18 protein-coding genes, 3 tRNA genes and 1 rRNA gene are annotated in these 14773 nt (G+C 24.9%); 14 read left to right on the top strand and 8 right to left on the bottom strand.

Translation table 11 applies throughout. From position 1 onward, the window contains the following. The 3 genes from ACTP5B_RS02240 to ACTP5B_RS02230 all read left to right on the top strand — a co-directional run. A 16S ribosomal RNA gene (locus tag ACTP5B_RS02240) occupies nt 1-55 on the top strand; the annotation flags it as partial. A 53-nt stretch (nt 56-108) separates the two neighbouring features. Next, nucleotides 109-185, top strand: a tRNA-Ile gene (locus ACTP5B_RS02235). 13 nt (nt 186-198) lie between these two features. Continuing rightward, a tRNA-Ala gene (locus ACTP5B_RS02230) sits at nt 199-271 on the top strand. Here the strand turns inward: ACTP5B_RS02230 and gloB are convergent. Together gloB and rnhA are read right to left on the bottom strand one after the other, a co-directional pair. Continuing rightward, the gene (gene gloB, locus ACTP5B_RS02225; protein ID WP_464829628.1) at nt 263-1018 is read right to left on the bottom strand and encodes a hydroxyacylglutathione hydrolase; all 756 of its coding nucleotides are present in this window, start codon (nt 1016-1018) and stop codon (nt 263-265) included. The genes ACTP5B_RS02230 and gloB overlap by 9 nt on opposite strands. Nucleotides 1019-1083: 65 nt before the next feature. After that, nucleotides 1084-1554 (bottom strand): ribonuclease HI, encoded by a 471-nt coding sequence (gene rnhA, locus ACTP5B_RS02220; protein WP_464829616.1) that lies wholly within the window; start codon nt 1552-1554, stop codon nt 1084-1086. A 47-nt stretch (nt 1555-1601) separates the two neighbouring features. Here rnhA and dnaQ point away from each other — a divergent pair, with 47 nt between their 5' ends. The 5 genes from dnaQ to ACTP5B_RS02195 all read left to right on the top strand — a co-directional run bounded on the left by dnaQ (nt 1602) and on the right by ACTP5B_RS02195 (nt 4334). Then, complete coding sequence (gene dnaQ, locus ACTP5B_RS02215) at nt 1602-2318, top strand: DNA polymerase III subunit epsilon (RefSeq protein WP_464829614.1); 717 nt, start codon at nt 1602-1604, stop codon at nt 2316-2318. Between the two features lie 72 nt (nt 2319-2390). Further along, nucleotides 2391-2464, top strand: a tRNA-Asp gene (locus ACTP5B_RS02210). Between the two features lie 24 nt (nt 2465-2488). Further along, nucleotides 2489-3070 (top strand): D-sedoheptulose 7-phosphate isomerase, encoded by a 582-nt coding sequence (gene lpcA, locus ACTP5B_RS02205; protein ID WP_464829612.1) that lies wholly within the window; start codon nt 2489-2491, stop codon nt 3068-3070. Nucleotides 3071-3171: 101 nt separating this feature from the next. Then, nucleotides 3172-3648 carry a xanthine phosphoribosyltransferase gene (gpt, locus tag ACTP5B_RS02200; protein ID WP_464829610.1) on the top strand — a complete coding sequence of 159 codons (477 nt, stop codon included), beginning with the start codon at nt 3172-3174 and terminating at the stop codon, nt 3646-3648. Nucleotides 3649-3752: 104 nt separating this feature from the next. Then, nucleotides 3753-4334: a nucleotide exchange factor GrpE gene (locus ACTP5B_RS02195; RefSeq protein WP_464829608.1), complete on the top strand. Its 582-nt coding sequence runs from the start codon at nt 3753-3755 to the stop codon at nt 4332-4334. A gap of 88 nt (nt 4335-4422) precedes the next feature. On the opposite strand, the gene ACTP5B_RS02190 is transcribed toward ACTP5B_RS02195, so the two are convergent. After that, entirely contained in the window at nt 4423-4710 is a 288-nt protein-coding gene (locus ACTP5B_RS02190; protein ID WP_464829606.1) for an RnfH family protein, read from the bottom strand. A gap of 68 nt (nt 4711-4778) precedes the next feature. On the opposite strand from ACTP5B_RS02190, the gene smpB reads away from it, so the two are divergent. Together smpB and tadA are read left to right on the top strand one after the other, a co-directional pair. After that, nucleotides 4779-5246 (top strand): SsrA-binding protein SmpB, encoded by a 468-nt coding sequence (smpB, locus tag ACTP5B_RS02185; RefSeq protein WP_464829604.1) that lies wholly within the window; start codon nt 4779-4781, stop codon nt 5244-5246. An 18-nt stretch (nt 5247-5264) separates the two neighbouring features. Further along, complete coding sequence (gene tadA / locus ACTP5B_RS02180; protein ID WP_464829602.1) at nt 5265-5744, top strand: tRNA adenosine(34) deaminase TadA; 480 nt, start codon at nt 5265-5267, stop codon at nt 5742-5744. Between the two features lie 6 nt (nt 5745-5750). On the opposite strand, the gene acpS is transcribed toward tadA, so the two are convergent. The 5 genes from acpS to lepA all read right to left on the bottom strand — a co-directional run bounded on the left by acpS (nt 5751) and on the right by lepA (nt 10665). Beyond that, on the bottom strand, nt 5751-6131 hold the full coding sequence (gene acpS / locus ACTP5B_RS02175; protein WP_464829600.1) for a holo-ACP synthase: 381 nt from the start codon (nt 6129-6131) through the stop codon (nt 5751-5753). Nucleotides 6132-6248: 117 nt separating this feature from the next. Next, nucleotides 6249-7109 (bottom strand): GTPase Era, encoded by an 861-nt coding sequence (era, locus tag ACTP5B_RS02170; protein WP_464829598.1) that lies wholly within the window; start codon nt 7107-7109, stop codon nt 6249-6251. After that, on the bottom strand, nt 7106-7786 hold the full coding sequence (rnc, locus tag ACTP5B_RS02165; RefSeq protein ID WP_464829596.1) for a ribonuclease III: 681 nt from the start codon (nt 7784-7786) through the stop codon (nt 7106-7108). Before rnc ends, era begins: the two co-directional genes overlap by 4 nt. A gap of 125 nt (nt 7787-7911) precedes the next feature. Next, the gene (gene lepB, locus ACTP5B_RS02160; RefSeq protein ID WP_464829594.1) at nt 7912-8856 is read right to left on the bottom strand and encodes a signal peptidase I; all 945 of its coding nucleotides are present in this window, start codon (nt 8854-8856) and stop codon (nt 7912-7914) included. Nucleotides 8857-8871: 15 nt separating this feature from the next. After that, the gene (gene lepA / locus ACTP5B_RS02155) at nt 8872-10665 is read right to left on the bottom strand and encodes a translation elongation factor 4 (RefSeq protein ID WP_464829592.1); all 1794 of its coding nucleotides are present in this window, start codon (nt 10663-10665) and stop codon (nt 8872-8874) included. Between the two features lie 259 nt (nt 10666-10924). Between lepA and mnmA the strand changes: the two genes are divergently transcribed. The 4 genes from mnmA (at nt 10925) to ACTP5B_RS02135 (ending at nt 14772) form a co-directional block, all read left to right on the top strand. Continuing rightward, nucleotides 10925-12010: a tRNA 2-thiouridine(34) synthase MnmA gene (gene mnmA, locus ACTP5B_RS02150; protein WP_464829590.1), complete on the top strand. Its 1086-nt coding sequence runs from the start codon at nt 10925-10927 to the stop codon at nt 12008-12010. A 20-nt stretch (nt 12011-12030) separates the two neighbouring features. Continuing rightward, nucleotides 12031-12666, top strand: a complete 636-nt coding sequence (gene hflD, locus ACTP5B_RS02145; RefSeq protein ID WP_464829588.1) for a high frequency lysogenization protein HflD — start codon at nt 12031-12033, stop codon at nt 12664-12666. 36 nt (nt 12667-12702) lie between these two features. Further along, complete coding sequence (purB, locus tag ACTP5B_RS02140) at nt 12703-14073, top strand: adenylosuccinate lyase (protein WP_464829587.1); 1371 nt, start codon at nt 12703-12705, stop codon at nt 14071-14073. Between the two features lie 108 nt (nt 14074-14181). Continuing rightward, nucleotides 14182-14772 carry a transglycosylase SLT domain-containing protein gene (locus ACTP5B_RS02135; RefSeq protein ID WP_464829586.1) on the top strand — a complete coding sequence of 197 codons (591 nt, stop codon included), beginning with the start codon at nt 14182-14184 and terminating at the stop codon, nt 14770-14772. Nucleotide 14773: the final 1 nt, after the last annotated feature.

Here is a 14773-nt window from a genome sequence, read left to right as displayed (position 1 = left end):
GGTGAAGTCGTAACAAGGTAACCGTAGGGGAACCTGCGGTTGGATCACCTCCTTAAAAATATATACTTTTTGAAAGTGCCCACACAAATTATCTAATAAAAAATTAGAAGGCTTGTAGCTCAGATGGTTAGAGCGCACCCCTGATAAGGGTGAGGTCGGTGGTTCAATTCCACTCAGGCCTACCAATAAAAATCATCTGGGGCTATAGCTCAGCTGGGAGAGCGCCTGCCTTGCACGCAGGAGGTCAGCGGTTCAATCCCGCTTAGCTCCACAAATCTTTTTTTAATCTCAAATTAACGAAAACTTCAAAAGAAGTACAAGTATTATTCAAACCGATAGATTTCTTAACAGATTCTTGATGAGTTCTTAAAAATAAATTAATCTTTTTTTCGAAAAAAATAGAAGAAGGTAAACTAGATCCTTCAATCTCTATCTTTTTTTTGATTTTTATAAAATATGATTTAATAAATTTATCATTGGGCAAATAAAACATAGAAAATCTTAAATTTGATAAAGTATATTCATGAGAGCAGCATAAAAGAGTATAATCTGGAAGATACGAAATAATTTTTATAGAATTATACATTTCCAAGTATTTATTATTATAAACACGTCCACATCCTCCAGAAAAAAGAGTGTCTCCACAAAAAAAATATGGATCGCTATAATAAGATATATGACCTGAAGTATGTCCAGGAGTCAAAAAAACATAAAAAATGTTATCTAATATAACAATTTTATCCCCCTTTTTAACGATTTTGGTTACGCCATTATCTTTCGTTTCATCAGGTCCAAAAATAGTTATATTAGGAAAACTTTCAATAATTTTTTTCACACCCTGGGTGTGATCTAGATGATCATGAGTCAAGAAAATAGCTATTGGAAACATTTTTTTATCCCGAATTTCTTGTATAACAGGTTCAGATAAACCTGGATCTATAATTATACAAAAACCACGAATGTCAAAAAGAATCCAAACATAGTTGTCAGCAAGTATAGCTATTTTTTTTAGCATCATATTATTTTTTTTTATTTTATACATTTTATGAAATTTCTATATTTTATGATTTATTATTAATTTTATTATTTATTATTATTTTCATAATAAATATCTTTTATTGAAGGATTTTTAGCTGATTGACGTGCTATCATATCACATCTTTCATTTTCTAAATGACCTATGTGTGCTTTAGTCCAAAACCAAGTCACATAATGTTTTTTTAATGCAGTATTAACACGTAACCATAAATCTATATTTTTTACAGATTTGTTTTTTTTATTTTTCCAATTTTTTTTTTTCCATACAGGCATCCAATCAATGATTCCTTTTTTAACATATAAACTATCTGTTGTAATTTCAACAAAACATGATTGATTCAGAAACTCTAATCCTGATATTACAGCCATTAATTCCATTCGATTATTAGTAGTTAAATGAAATCCTGAAGTTAATATTTTTTCATATTTTTTATAACGTAATATTGTACTGTATCCCCCCGCTCCAGGATTTCCTAAACAAGAACCATCTGTAAACATTTTAACTATTTTAAACATAATGACAGTTATTCCAAAAGAATTTTAATTATACGTTCAAAGGTATTATGAATAAAAAGAGAATAATTATACTAGATACCGAAACAACAGGTATAAATCAATCTGACCTTCCTCATATAAATCATAGAATTATAGAAATTGGAGCTGTTGAAATTATCGGGCGTCGTTTTACAAAAAACAATTTTCATATTTATATTCAACCTAATAGATTAATAGAATCTGAAGCCTTCAGGGTTCATGGTATTTCAAACGATTTTTTATCAGATAAGCCTCTTTTCCAAGATATTGCTGATCAGTTTTTAAACTATATTAAACAATCAACGTTAGTTATTCATAATGCTTCATTTGATATAGGTTTTATAAATCAAGAACTCTTAATGTTAAATAAAAAAGTAAAAGATATTAATCAATTATGTTCTATTGTTGATACATTAAAAATAGCTCGCAAATTATTTCCGGGTAAAAAGAATTCATTAGATGCTTTATGTACGCGTTATAAAATAAACAAATCTAATAGAAATTTACATAGCGCGATGATAGATGCTTACTTATTAGGTAAAATATATCTTTTTATGACCGGTGGTCAAGAATCGTTATTTCATTATAAGAAAATTGACAAGCAACAAGATGTCAAATCATCAAGAAAAAAAATAAGAATAAAAAATTATAATTTAAAGATATTACATCCTACACCAAAAGAGATAGATTTGCATAAAAAATATTTACAATACATGAAAGATAATAATATATGTTTATGGAATTAATTCTTGAATAAATATAAAAAAGATTATTGACTGATTTTTTTAAAATATGTACAATATAAAAAATACTAAGAAGGTGCGGTAGTTCAGTTGGTTAGAATACCGGCCTGTCACGCCGGGGGTCGCGGGTTCGAATCCCGTCCGCACCGAAAAAAAACTATAAATTTAAAATTATGTATAAAAAAACAATTCTTTCTGAATTTGATTCTGCATTAAAAATATTAAAAAAATTTTTAGAAGATGATAGTCAAATAAAAAACATTCAAAAAGCAGCCATTCTCATTTCTGAATCATTTAAACGTGGAAAAAAAGTAATATCATGTGGGAATGGAGGTTCACATTGCGATGCAGTACATTTTTCAGAAGAATTAACTGGTTTATATAGGGAAAAAAGATCTGGATATCCTGCAATATCTATTTCTGATAGCAGTTATATTTCTGCTGTAGGAAATGATTTAGGGTATGATCAAACATTTTCGCGCTTTATTCAAAGCGTTGGATGTTCAAATGATATATTATTAGCAATTTCTACTTCCGGAAATTCTTTAAATATAATTAAAGCTATAGAAGAAGCTAGAAAAAAAAGCATGAAAATCATTGTGTTAACAGGAAACGATGCAGGTAAAATTAAAAAATCATCTGATATAGAAATCCGTGTTCCTTATTATGGATATTCAGATCGAATACAGGAAATGCATATTAAAATTATTCATATATTAATATTAATTATTGAAAAAGAAATGCAAAAGAACTGATTTATTTTCAAATATTTTTACTACATTAAAATCCTATAATAATTTTCCAGCTATTTCCACTTTCTAATAAATACTATTTTATAGTTTCGGAATGTCTTTTTATGAGTGAGAAATACATTGTTACTTGGGATATGCTTCAAATTCATACTAGAAAACTAGCTAATCGATTACTAAAGAAAATACATTCTTGGAATGGAATTATTGCTGTTAGTCGAGGCGGTCTTGTGCCATCAGCTTTATTAGCAAGAGAGCTAGGAGTTCGATGTGTTGATACTGTTTGTATTGAAAGTTACAATTATGATTGTTTAAAAAAAAACAGGAAAATAATTAAAAAAGCAGAAGGAAATGGAGAACAAATTATTGTAATAGATGATCTTGTAGATACTGGTGGAACCGCAAAGATTATTCGAAATTTATATCCCAAAGCATATTTTGTAACTATTTTTGCTAAGCCAATGGGTCGTTTATTAGTTGATGATTATATCATAGATATTCCTCAAAATGTATGGATCGAACAACCATGGGATATGTCAATTTCTTATATTCCTCCTTTAATTAAGAATTATAAAATTGAATAAAACATCTTAAAAAATAATATTATTTCCTAAGAAATTTTTAATATGAAAATTTAAAACAAATTAAAAATTTTTCAAAATAAATACATACTAAAAAGGATGTTTTTATGATATATAAAGAAAAAGAATTAAAAAAAGAAACAATAGATCAAAATAACAATCGGAATAAAATTGATACAGAAAAAGAAAGTGACAATTTAATAAAAAAAAATTTAATTAAATTTTTACAAGCTGAATTAAAAGAATCCGAAGAAAAAATAATAGAAAAAGAAAAAATGACTGAAAAAGAAATAATGTCAGTCTATAATAGATTAAATAAAGACATTGAAAGATCTATGAAATTTTCTTTAGAAAAATTAATTTTAGAATTTCTTCCAGTTATAGACAACATTGAACGAGCATTAGATTTGATAAAAAAAAGTGAATTACAAGAAGATTATAAAGAAATTTTAAACAAATTAAAACTTACTTATGATTTATTAAAGAAATTTTTAACAACATTCCATGTTAAAAAAATCGATGATATAAATATATTGTTTAATCCTGCTATCCATCAAGCTATGTCAGTTGATTATACCAATACGATGGAATCTAATCAAATTGTTACAGTTATGCAACCAGGTTATATTTTTCATAATTCTCGTTTATTACGTCCAGCTATGGTTGTAGTTTCAAAGAGAAAAATATAAAAATATTGTATTTTTTAGATTTAATAATATTATTAATTTTTTCGTTATTAAATCTAAAAATAATTTTTATTGCTAACATTAGTATATTTTAAACATTATTTTTAAGAACAAAATTTTTTCTCCTCCATTCTTTTGGATCTATTTTTAAGTTTCTATAAATTTCAATTCTATCTCCATTTTTTATTTTTGATTTTAAATGTACTATTTTATTATATATTCCTATTTTATTATTAAAAAATGATATATTTTTTATTAAATTTAATAAATTTGATGATAATATAGCATCTTTTACAGTAGATCCTGATTTAATTTTAACTTTGCAAATATATTGAATATTTGGTAAGGCATAAATAACTGTTACTTTAATAATTTTCATTTTTTATTAAAATTTTTATTGAGAATATTTTTATATTAACTTATTTTACTTTTGGAATAAATTTAATCATGCCACATAAAAAAAAATCTTATAAAATAGTAATCAATAAAAAAGCATATTATAATTATTTTATAGAAAAAAAATTTCAATCCGGACTAGTATTAGAGGGTTGGGAAGTTAAATCTATCAGATCAGGTAAAGTAAATATTTCAGAAAGTTATGTAATAAATTATCTTGATGAAATGTACCTTTGTAATTCTTTGATTGAACCTTTGCACTTATCTTCGAGCCATATTCTTTGTAATACCAAAAGAAAAAGAAAATTATTATTACATAAAGATGAGATTAATTTTTTATCTTTAAAAAAAAAAAATACAGGATATACAATAGTAGCATTATCTTTATTTTGGAAAAATTCTTGGTGCAAATTAGAATTTGGATTAGCAAAAGGTAAAAGTATTAAAGATAAAAGAACAATTTTAAAGAAAACAGAATGGGAAAAAGAAAAATTTAAAATTTTAAAAAATAAAAAATAAGTGTATTAAAATATTTTTATGCAAGATCAAAAAGACAAAAAATGGATGAAAATTGCCTTAAAATACGCTTTTTATGCTAAAAAAAAAGGTGAAGTTCCTATAGGAGCCATTGTAGTATTTAAAGAACGTATAATTGGAACCGGATGGAATAGTTCTATTACTAAAAATGATCCAACAGCACATGCAGAAATCATAGCATTGCGTCAAGCAGGAAAGAAAATAAAAAATTATCGTTTATTAGACACTACATTATATGTAACTTTACAACCCTGCATCATGTGTTGTGGAGCAATTATAAATAGTCGTATTCAACGTTTAGTCTTTGGTGCAAATTATGAAAAATCAGATAGTAAGTGTTCTTTAAAAAATATTTTATTAAATTTACAAAAAGATTACAAATTAGATGTAAAAAAAAATATTATGAAACGCGAATGTTCTGAAATTTTAATTAAATTTTTTCAAAAAAGAAGAAAAAATAAAATATATGTTGATGAATAGATTTAATTAACTTTCTAAAATAATTAAAGCGCAAGCATATAATTTCTGATCAGTTATACTAACATGTATAGATTTACATTTTATTTCTTGAGATCTTTTTAAAGCATTTTTTAAAAAACGTAGTTTTGGTTTTCCTGATTTATCATTATAAAATTCTAATTGATTAAATGTGATTCCATAATTTATACCTGTCCCTAATGATTTAGAAGCTGCTTCTTTAGCAGCAAATTTTTTTGCAAGAAAATTAACATTATTTTTACTGATAATATATTTTCTCCATTCTTCTATAGATAAAATTTTTTTTGCAAAATTATTTCCGTGATTCAAAAAAACATTTTCAATGCGCGATATTTCTATGAAGTCTATTCCTATACCTACGATTGACATGATGAAACACACCTTATAAAGATATAATGGGTCTGTTTTAACAGATATGGTTATTTTAAAAAATAGTTAAATATTTTATATATTTAAATGATTTAAAAAAATTATTTTTTTTTATTTTTATTTCTTTAAATTTTTACATTTCACCCATAAGAAAAGATGAACTTCAACTTTAAATTCTTGTTCTATTTTTTTTCTTGAAATAATAGAAATTTTTTTTATTTTTTCTCCATTACAACCGATTATAATGCTCTTTTGCCTTATGTTTTTAACCCAAATTACAGATTTTATATGAAGTGTTTTTTCGTTTTTTTTATTAAAAGATTCAATTTCAACTTTTATTATAGAAGGTAATTCATCACCTAAAAATAATATTAATTGTTCTCGAATAATTTCAGATGCTGTAAAAAATGGAGAATTTGTTGTAACATAATATTCAGGATATACATAGGGTTTTTCTGGCAAATAAGATTTAATTATATTTTCTAATAATATTAAATTTTTTGTTTTTTTTAAAGAAATGGGAATGATTTCTATGAAATTAAATTTATTTTTAAGAAAACTAATAAATGGCAATAGAACAACTTTATTAGTTATTTTATCAATTTTATTAATTACTATAATAATAGGTATTTTTTTGTTTTTTATTTTATTTAAAATTATTTCATCGTATTTTGTCCAATAAACTCTATCAATCATAAAAATAATTAATGTTGAAATATTTATTATTTTATAACAATTTTTTTTTTGATATTCAATTTTATTATTATTTTTATTAAAAATTAATCCAGGTGTATCAATATAAATAGATTGATAATTGTTTTCGGTTTTTATACCAGTAATGTTATCTTGCGTTGTATTTTTTTTTCTTGAAATAATAGAAATTTTTTTTCCAATTATATTATTTAGTAGCGTTGATTTCCCAACATTTGCTTGTCCAATAATAGTTATATATCCGCAATATTTTTGTTTTTTTTTCACTCTACACCTAATTGAATTAATGCTTTTTGTGCCGCATCTTGTTCTGCCTTTCTTCTACTAGAACCAGTGCCAACTAAATATTCTGCAATGATGCTAATTTTACAATGAATTGTAAATAATTGATTGTGTGCTTCACCATACACTTCAACTATAAAATAAGTAGGTAAGGATAAATGTTTTGACTGCAAATATTCTTGCAATCGTGTTTTAGGATCTTTTTGTGTATCTCCAGGGCTAATCTTTTCTAAACGTTTTTCATACCATTTTAATATTAGTTCTTCTACTGTTTTAATATTGCTATCTAAATAAATACTTCCAATTAAAGCTTCTACAGTGTTCGCTAAAATTGACTCGCGACGGAACCCCCCACTTTTCAACTCCCCTTGTCCTAATTTTAAATATTCTCCTAAATCAAATTCATATGCTATTTCCGCTAGGGTGTTCCCTCGAACTAAAGTGGCTCTCATACGACTCATATCACCTTCATCAATATATGGAAAGTGTTGATATAAAGCGTTAGCAATCACAAAGCTTAAAATAGAATCACCTAAAAACTCTAGTCGTTCATTGTGTTTGCTACTTGCACTACGATGTGTTAATGCTTGTTTTAAAAGATCTTTATGAGTAAAAGTATATCCTAGTACTTTTTGTATTTTTTTTGTCACGATATGATTCATGTTATACCGATTTCAATAATATTTTAATTGACTGTATATATAACAGGAAAATAGAAAATTTGATAAAATTGAAAATGTAATTCCATAGTACAATACTAATTGTATTTCTACTATATTAATTTTTTTTAATATATATCCCCAATTCTGTTTATACGTATACCAGTAGGCCATTCATTTTCATTTTTATCAAAACTCATCCATATTTTAATGGCTTTTCCCACTAAGTTTTTTTCAGGTACAAAACCCCAATAACGACTATCTAAACTATTGTCACGATTATCCCCCATCATAAAATATTCGTCTTTAGGTACAACCCAAGTTAATTCAGGCATATTTTTTTGCTGAAAATAATCTTTTTTTGGAATTTTAACATCATTTAAAAGTAATATATTATGTTTAAAATTGTTAATATTTTCTTCGACAATATCAAAATATAAAGAATTATATGTTCTTTTTTCTTCTGTTGAAATATTTTTATCAGAAAAATATATTTTTTGAGTAAAATTACTTAAATGAGATTTTGAATAATTAATAGATAGTTTTTCTTGACATTTTTTCTGATTTAAATAATTTGTACATATATATATATGTTTATTATTGAGATTATATTGAATTTTATCTCCTGGTAGTCCTATTATACGTTTAATATAATCTATATTATGATTTTGAGGGTGTTTAAAAACAACGACATCACCGCGTTTAGGATAACCTGTGTGTATTAATATTTTATGTGTAATTGGTTCTTTAATACCATATGAAAATTTTTCTACTAAAATAAAATCACCTATTAAAAGAGTAGGCATCATAGAACCTGAAGGAATTTGAAAAGGTTCGTAAATAAATGAACGTATAATAAATATTGTTAAAAAAATTGGGAAAAATGATGATAAGGATTGAAAAAAATATGTTTTTCTTTTTAATTTTATTATATTTTTTTGATATAAACGATTATTTTTAATTATTTTTTTATTAATTAAATAAGTTTTGAAATTCTTAATATTATAAAATATCCAAAATATTCCGGTTACTAGTGTACTAATTAATAAAAAAATAGTTAATATATTAGCCATTATAGTTTCCTTGTATTAATTTTTCCTAACATTTAAAAGTGATAAAAATACTGTTTTAGGCATATTAACATTGCCTATTTTTTTCATTCTTTTTTTTCCATCTTTTTGTTTTTTTAATAATTTTTTCTTTCTGCTAATATCGCCACCATAGCATTTTGCTAGTACATTTTTTCTTAATTGTTTAATAGTTGAACGTGCGATAATAGTATTATTAATTTTTGCTTGAATACAAATATCAAATTGATGTCGGGGTATTAATGTTTTCATAGTTTCAACAATTTCACGAGAACGATGTTGTGCATTTTTATAATGAGATAAAAATGTCAATGCATCTACTTTTTCTGAGTTAATCAGTATATCTATTCGCACTATTTTAGCAGGTTGAAAAAATTTAAAATCATATTCTAATGATGCATATCCGCTAGATACAGATTTTAATTCATCAAAAAAATTTAATACTACTTCGTTCATTGGTATATTATATTTTAATAATACTTGATGTGTATGATAAAACATATCAATTTGAACACCTCTTTTTTTTATACACAATTTCATTACAGGGCCAAGAAATTGAGGTGGTAATAAAATACTACACTCCACTATAGGTTCTTTAATAATTTTAATATCATTCATATTAGGAAAATTAGAAGGAGTATCTAAATGAATAATTTGTCCGTTAATTTGTTCTATTTCATAAATAACAGTAGGTGCTGTTGAAATTAGGTCGATAGAATATTCCCTTTCTAAACGCGATTGAACAATTTCCATATGTAGCAAACCTAAAAATCCACATCTAAATCCAAAACCAAGAGCTGTAGAACTTTCTGATTCATAAAATAAAGAAGAATCATTTAAACTAAGTTTTCCTAATGCATCTCTAAATGCTTCATATTGATCTGATGAAAGAGGAAATAAACCAGCATATATTTGAGGTTTAATTTTTTTAAATCCCATTAGTACATTTTTTGCTGGATTTTTGGCAGTAGTTAATGTATCCCCGACAGGAGCAGCAATAATGTTTTTTATACCACAGATAATCCAACCTACTTCACCGCATTTCAATTGATTTTTGTTTAATTTTTTAGGAGTAAAAACTCCTAATTGATCAACGAAATAATTTTTTCTTGTACTCATCACTTGAATTTGATCTTTTTCAAATAAAATACCGTTTTTAATTCTTATTAAAGATACTACGCCTAGATAATTATCAAACCAAGAATCGATGATTAAAGCCTGTAAAGGAGCATCTATCGAACCTTCAGGATAAGGTATATCAGTAATAATACGTTCTATAAGACTCTCAATACCTTCCCCTGTTTTAGCTGAACATCTGATTGCATCTAATGCTGGTATACCTATAACATCCTCAATCTCTTTAGATACCTTATCCGCATTTGAATTCGGCAAATCTATTTTATTTAATACTGGAACAATTTCTAAATTCATCTCTAATGCAGTATAGCAATTAGCTAGAGTTTGTGCTTCTACCCCCTGAGTAGAGTCTACAACTAATAAAGCACCTTCACATGCAGACAATGATCGAGATACTTCATAAGAAAAATCCACATGACCTGGAGTATCAATAAAATTCAAATTAAACACACTACCTGATTTATTTTTGTAATCAATCATAACACTTTGAGCTTTAATAGTAATTCCTCGCTCTTTTTCTAAATCCATTGAATCTAATACTTGATTAGACATTTCTCTTTCAGATAATCCACCGCATATTTGTATTAATCGATCAGATAAAGTTGATTTTCCATGATCAATATGAGCTATAATAGAAAAATTTCTTATATTTTTCATGTTTTTTTATACCACATTTTATTTTTTATATATTTTAACATGCAGAAAAAATATTTTTTATTATTTTTATTAATATTTTAAATAAAAAACTGACTTCAAATAAAATTTTTGAAAGATGACATGTTTTTTAAAAATTGTAATATAATTTATACATTATTTTTTTTTATAATATATAATGTAATATTAAAAAAATTCTATAAAAAAATAAAATCAATATTATTTAATATGAAAAAAAAAAATAAAAAAAGTGATTATTGCTATGTCTGGAGGTGTAGATTCATCAGTTTCTGCATGGATTTTAAAAAAAAGACAATATGAAGTAGAAGGTTTATTTATGAAGAATTGGGAAGAAGATGATCAAAAAGGATATTGTAATTCTACTCAAGATTTAATTGATGTTCAAAACGTATGTAAAAAATTGGATATACATCTTCATAAAATAAATTTTTCTTCAGAATATTGGGAATATGTTTTTAAAGATTTTCTAAATCAGTATAAAGCAGGAAAAACACCAAATCCTGATATATTATGTAATAAAGAAATTAAGTTTAATATGTTTTTAAATTATTCTATTAAAGTACTTAAAGCAGATTATATTGCAACAGGTCATTATGCTCGAATAAAAAAAATCAATAAAAAATATTTTCTTTTAAAAGGAGTTGATCTTAATAAAGATCAAAGCTATTTCTTATATACTTTAAATAGTATTCAACTTAAAAAAATTTTGTTTCCTGTTGGACATTTAAAAAAAAACGAAGTTAGGAATATTGCTAAAAAAATATATTTAGAAATTGCTGAAAAAAAAGATTCTACTGGCATTTGTTTTATTGGTCCTAAAAAAATAAAAAATTTTTTAAGTCTTTATATTCCTAAAAAAACAGGTGAAATAATTACAACTTCTGGAGAAGTTATTGGAACTCATAATGGAGTTTTTTACTATACATTAGGTCAAAGACAAGGTTTAGGCATTGGTGGAATAAAAGGAAAATATAACATACCATGGTATGTGGTGGAAAAAAATGTCAAAAAAAATGTATTAATTGTTGCACAAGGTTCTTATAATAAACATCTTATGTCTGTAGGTTTAATTGCTAAAAATATCAACTGGATTAATAATAGTCAATTATCTTTCCCCTTTTCTTGTATGACAAAAATAAGATATCGTCAAAAAGATATTACATGCAATATAGAATATATAAATAATAAATACATAAAAATATTATTTGATGTTCCTGTAATTGCAGTTACACCTGGACAATCAGTAGTTTTTTATTTATCGGATGTATGTATAGGCGGCGGTATTATTAAATCTAGATTACCATTATTTAATTCAAAACGATCTTAAATAGTAAGAGGATAATTGTAATGAAAAAAATACACTTAATTACGTTATCACTTGCGGGTATATTCCAATCAGCTTATTTAGTACAACAATTAGCTCATTCAGGAAAATGTGATAATCATGCATTTAATATATGTTTAAAAAGCATTTTAGAACTAGATCCTCCTTCCGTCATTGCGATATATGGAAATCACGAAAAAAACTTAATCGTAGGATTAAAAATATTAATATCAATTTTAACTTTTTCTAGTTTTTCTTATTCCTATATCGAATTAATTAAGTACATTTTCAACATGATAATTATTGAAAAAAAATTAAAAAAAAACCGTAGTGCCATGTATTCCTTAAAAAATAAAATATCATTTATATCCAATGAATATTATTTAAATTGTAATACAAAAAATCTAACTAGTAAAATAGCAAAACTATATCTTGAAATAATTAGTTCATTAGGTTCTCGTATTTTAGTTAAGGGAGTAAAAAATTTTTTAGAAGATTTTCAAATACAAGAAAAAATACGTTGTTTGTTATTTTCAGGTATTCGCGCGATATTTTTGTGGAAACAATATGGTGGAAATCAACTACAGTTAATGTATTTTAGGTATTTCATTGTGAAAAAAGCAAAAAAAATATTATATAATTTCACAAATCTTTCTTAATTATTTTTAAAATTATTTAAAATTAGGATATAAGATATGAAATTAAATTCATTAACAGCAATTTCTCCTATTGATGGTAGATATAGTACTTCGACAGCATTATTAAGAGACATTTTTAGCGAATTTGGTTTTTTAAAATATCGTCTTAAAATCGAAATTCAATGGTTAAAAAAGATAATTAGTATGTCTCAAAAATTAGGAATTAATGAAATTAAAAATGAAGAAATATTATTTCTTGATAATATTTTTGAAGATTTTAATGAACAAGATGCAGTTCTTATTAAAAAAATCGAACAAGAAACTAAGCATGATGTAAAAGCGTTAGAATATTTTTTAAAAAGAAAAATTTCTCAATCTAAGAATCTTTTATCAATTTCAGAGTTTGTACATTTTGGCTGCACTTCAGAAGATATTAATAATATAGCATATGCGTTGATGATTAAAGATTCTCGTGATCAAATAATTTTACCTCTTTGGTTTAAGATCACAAATTCTTTAAAAAAAATGGTTTTTAAATATCAGAACAGTCCTTTATTATCCCTGACTCATGGACAGCCAGCTACTCCATCAACTATGGGGAAAGAAATTGCTAATTTTTATTATCGAATGAAACGTCAGAGAACTATTCTCAAAAAAATAGAAATATTAGGTAAGATTAATGGAACTACTGGTAACTATAATGCACATTTAGCAGCGTATCCCGATATTAATTGGCATAAAATTAGCAAAGATTTTGTATTGTCATTTGGTATTGATTGGAATCCATATACTACACAAATTGAACCACATGATTATATTGCAGAATTTTTTGGTTGTATGTCCCTTTTCAATACTATATTAATTAATTTTAATCGAGATATTTGGGGCTATATTTCACTTAACTATTTTAAACAAAAATCAATAGATTGTGAAATTGGTTCTTCAATAATGCCGCATAAAATTAACCCGATTGATTTTGAAAATTCTGAGGGTAATTTAGGATTATCTAATTCTTTAATGAATCATATGATAACAAAATTACCTATTTCTAGATGGCAGCGTGATTTAAGTGATTCTACAGTATTACGTAATTTAGGTGTAGCTATTTCTTATTCAATAATTGCATATCATGCTGTATTGTCAGGAATTGATAAATTAGAAATTAATGAATCGCAATTATTAAAAAATCTAGATAAAAATTGGTCAGTTTTATCTGAACCTATTCAAACTGTTATGCGTCGTTATGGAATTAAAAATGCATATGAAAAATTAAAAAAATTAACTCGAGGGAAAAAGATAAATAAAAACATTATACATGAATTTATTTCTAACTTAGACATCCCAGAAAAAGAAAAAAAACGTTTAAAAAATATGACTCCTTTCAACTATATTGGTGGAGCAATTGAAATAATTAATGAAATAAAATAAATAAAGATTTCATAATATGAATTATCTTTTTTATTATAATTTTCAAATTATAATAAAATCATACATAAATTAATTAATATATTAAAAATTTTTAGGAGATTCTTTTCTATGACATTAGGTATTTTAATTATATCTATTTTGTTATTAACTGGATGCAATCAGTTTTTAAACATAAAACAGAATTTAAAAATTAATTATTTTTTTAATAAAAACAGCATCGAAAATACTCTAAAAAAATGGAATAATATTATTCGTATTGCTTCAAATCAGTATAAAGTCGATGAAAAATTAATTAAGTCTATAATTTATGTAGAATCTGCCGGTGATCCTTATGCTAAAAGCAAATCAAATGCCATAGGTTTAATGCAAATCAAACCTTCTGCTGCTGGAGTAGAAGTATATCGTTTATATGGAAAAAAAGGTCAACCTTCTATTGAAGACTTATATAATCCACAAAAAAATATCAATATTGGCACTGCTTACATTAGTTTTTTACAAAAAAAATTAAATACTATAAAAAACAAAGATATAATGAGATATGCTACTATTGTATCATATGTCAATGGTCTTAATGCATTGTTAAAAATATTTTCTAAAAATAAGAAGGAAGCAATAAATATAATAAATACTATGACAAAAAAATCTTTTTGCACATACATAAAAAAAAACATCCGGCAATTCAAGCATCTCATTATTTAAT

The organism is Buchnera sp. (in: enterobacteria), assembly GCF_056343165.1.
The sequence above is the reverse complement of the archived record's forward strand: the minus strand, read 5'-3'. Positions and strand labels throughout refer to the sequence as shown.

What these genes read in the sequence shown, in the direction of transcription:
- gloB (WP_464829628.1), bottom strand. Translation starts at nt 1,018, where the DNA reads ATGATGCTAAAAAAAATAGCTATACTTGCTGACAACTATGTTTGGATT.
- rnhA (WP_464829616.1), bottom strand. Translation starts at nt 1,554, where the DNA reads ATGTTTAAAATAGTTAAAATGTTTACAGATGGTTCTTGTTTAGGAAAT.
- dnaQ (WP_464829614.1), top strand. Translation starts at nt 1,602, where the DNA reads ATGAATAAAAAGAGAATAATTATACTAGATACCGAAACAACAGGTATA.
- lpcA (WP_464829612.1), top strand. Translation starts at nt 2,489, where the DNA reads ATGTATAAAAAAACAATTCTTTCTGAATTTGATTCTGCATTAAAAATA.
- gpt (WP_464829610.1), top strand. Translation starts at nt 3,172, where the DNA reads ATGAGTGAGAAATACATTGTTACTTGGGATATGCTTCAAATTCATACT.
- ACTP5B_RS02195 (WP_464829608.1), top strand. Translation starts at nt 3,753, where the DNA reads ATGATATATAAAGAAAAAGAATTAAAAAAAGAAACAATAGATCAAAAT.
- ACTP5B_RS02190 (WP_464829606.1), bottom strand. Translation starts at nt 4,710, where the DNA reads ATGAAAATTATTAAAGTAACAGTTATTTATGCCTTACCAAATATTCAA.
- smpB (WP_464829604.1), top strand. Translation starts at nt 4,779, where the DNA reads ATGCCACATAAAAAAAAATCTTATAAAATAGTAATCAATAAAAAAGCA.
- tadA (WP_464829602.1), top strand. Translation starts at nt 5,265, where the DNA reads ATGCAAGATCAAAAAGACAAAAAATGGATGAAAATTGCCTTAAAATAC.
- acpS (WP_464829600.1), bottom strand. Translation starts at nt 6,131, where the DNA reads ATGTCAATCGTAGGTATAGGAATAGACTTCATAGAAATATCGCGCATT.
- rnc (WP_464829596.1), bottom strand. Translation starts at nt 7,786, where the DNA reads ATGAATCATATCGTGACAAAAAAAATACAAAAAGTACTAGGATATACT.
- lepB (WP_464829594.1), bottom strand. Translation starts at nt 8,856, where the DNA reads ATGGCTAATATATTAACTATTTTTTTATTAATTAGTACACTAGTAACC.
- lepA (WP_464829592.1), bottom strand. Translation starts at nt 10,665, where the DNA reads ATGAAAAATATAAGAAATTTTTCTATTATAGCTCATATTGATCATGGA.
- mnmA (WP_464829590.1), top strand. Translation starts at nt 10,925, where the DNA reads ATGTCTGGAGGTGTAGATTCATCAGTTTCTGCATGGATTTTAAAAAAA.
- hflD (WP_464829588.1), top strand. Translation starts at nt 12,031, where the DNA reads ATGAAAAAAATACACTTAATTACGTTATCACTTGCGGGTATATTCCAA.
- purB (WP_464829587.1), top strand. Translation starts at nt 12,703, where the DNA reads ATGAAATTAAATTCATTAACAGCAATTTCTCCTATTGATGGTAGATAT.
- ACTP5B_RS02135 (WP_464829586.1), top strand. Translation starts at nt 14,182, where the DNA reads ATGACATTAGGTATTTTAATTATATCTATTTTGTTATTAACTGGATGC.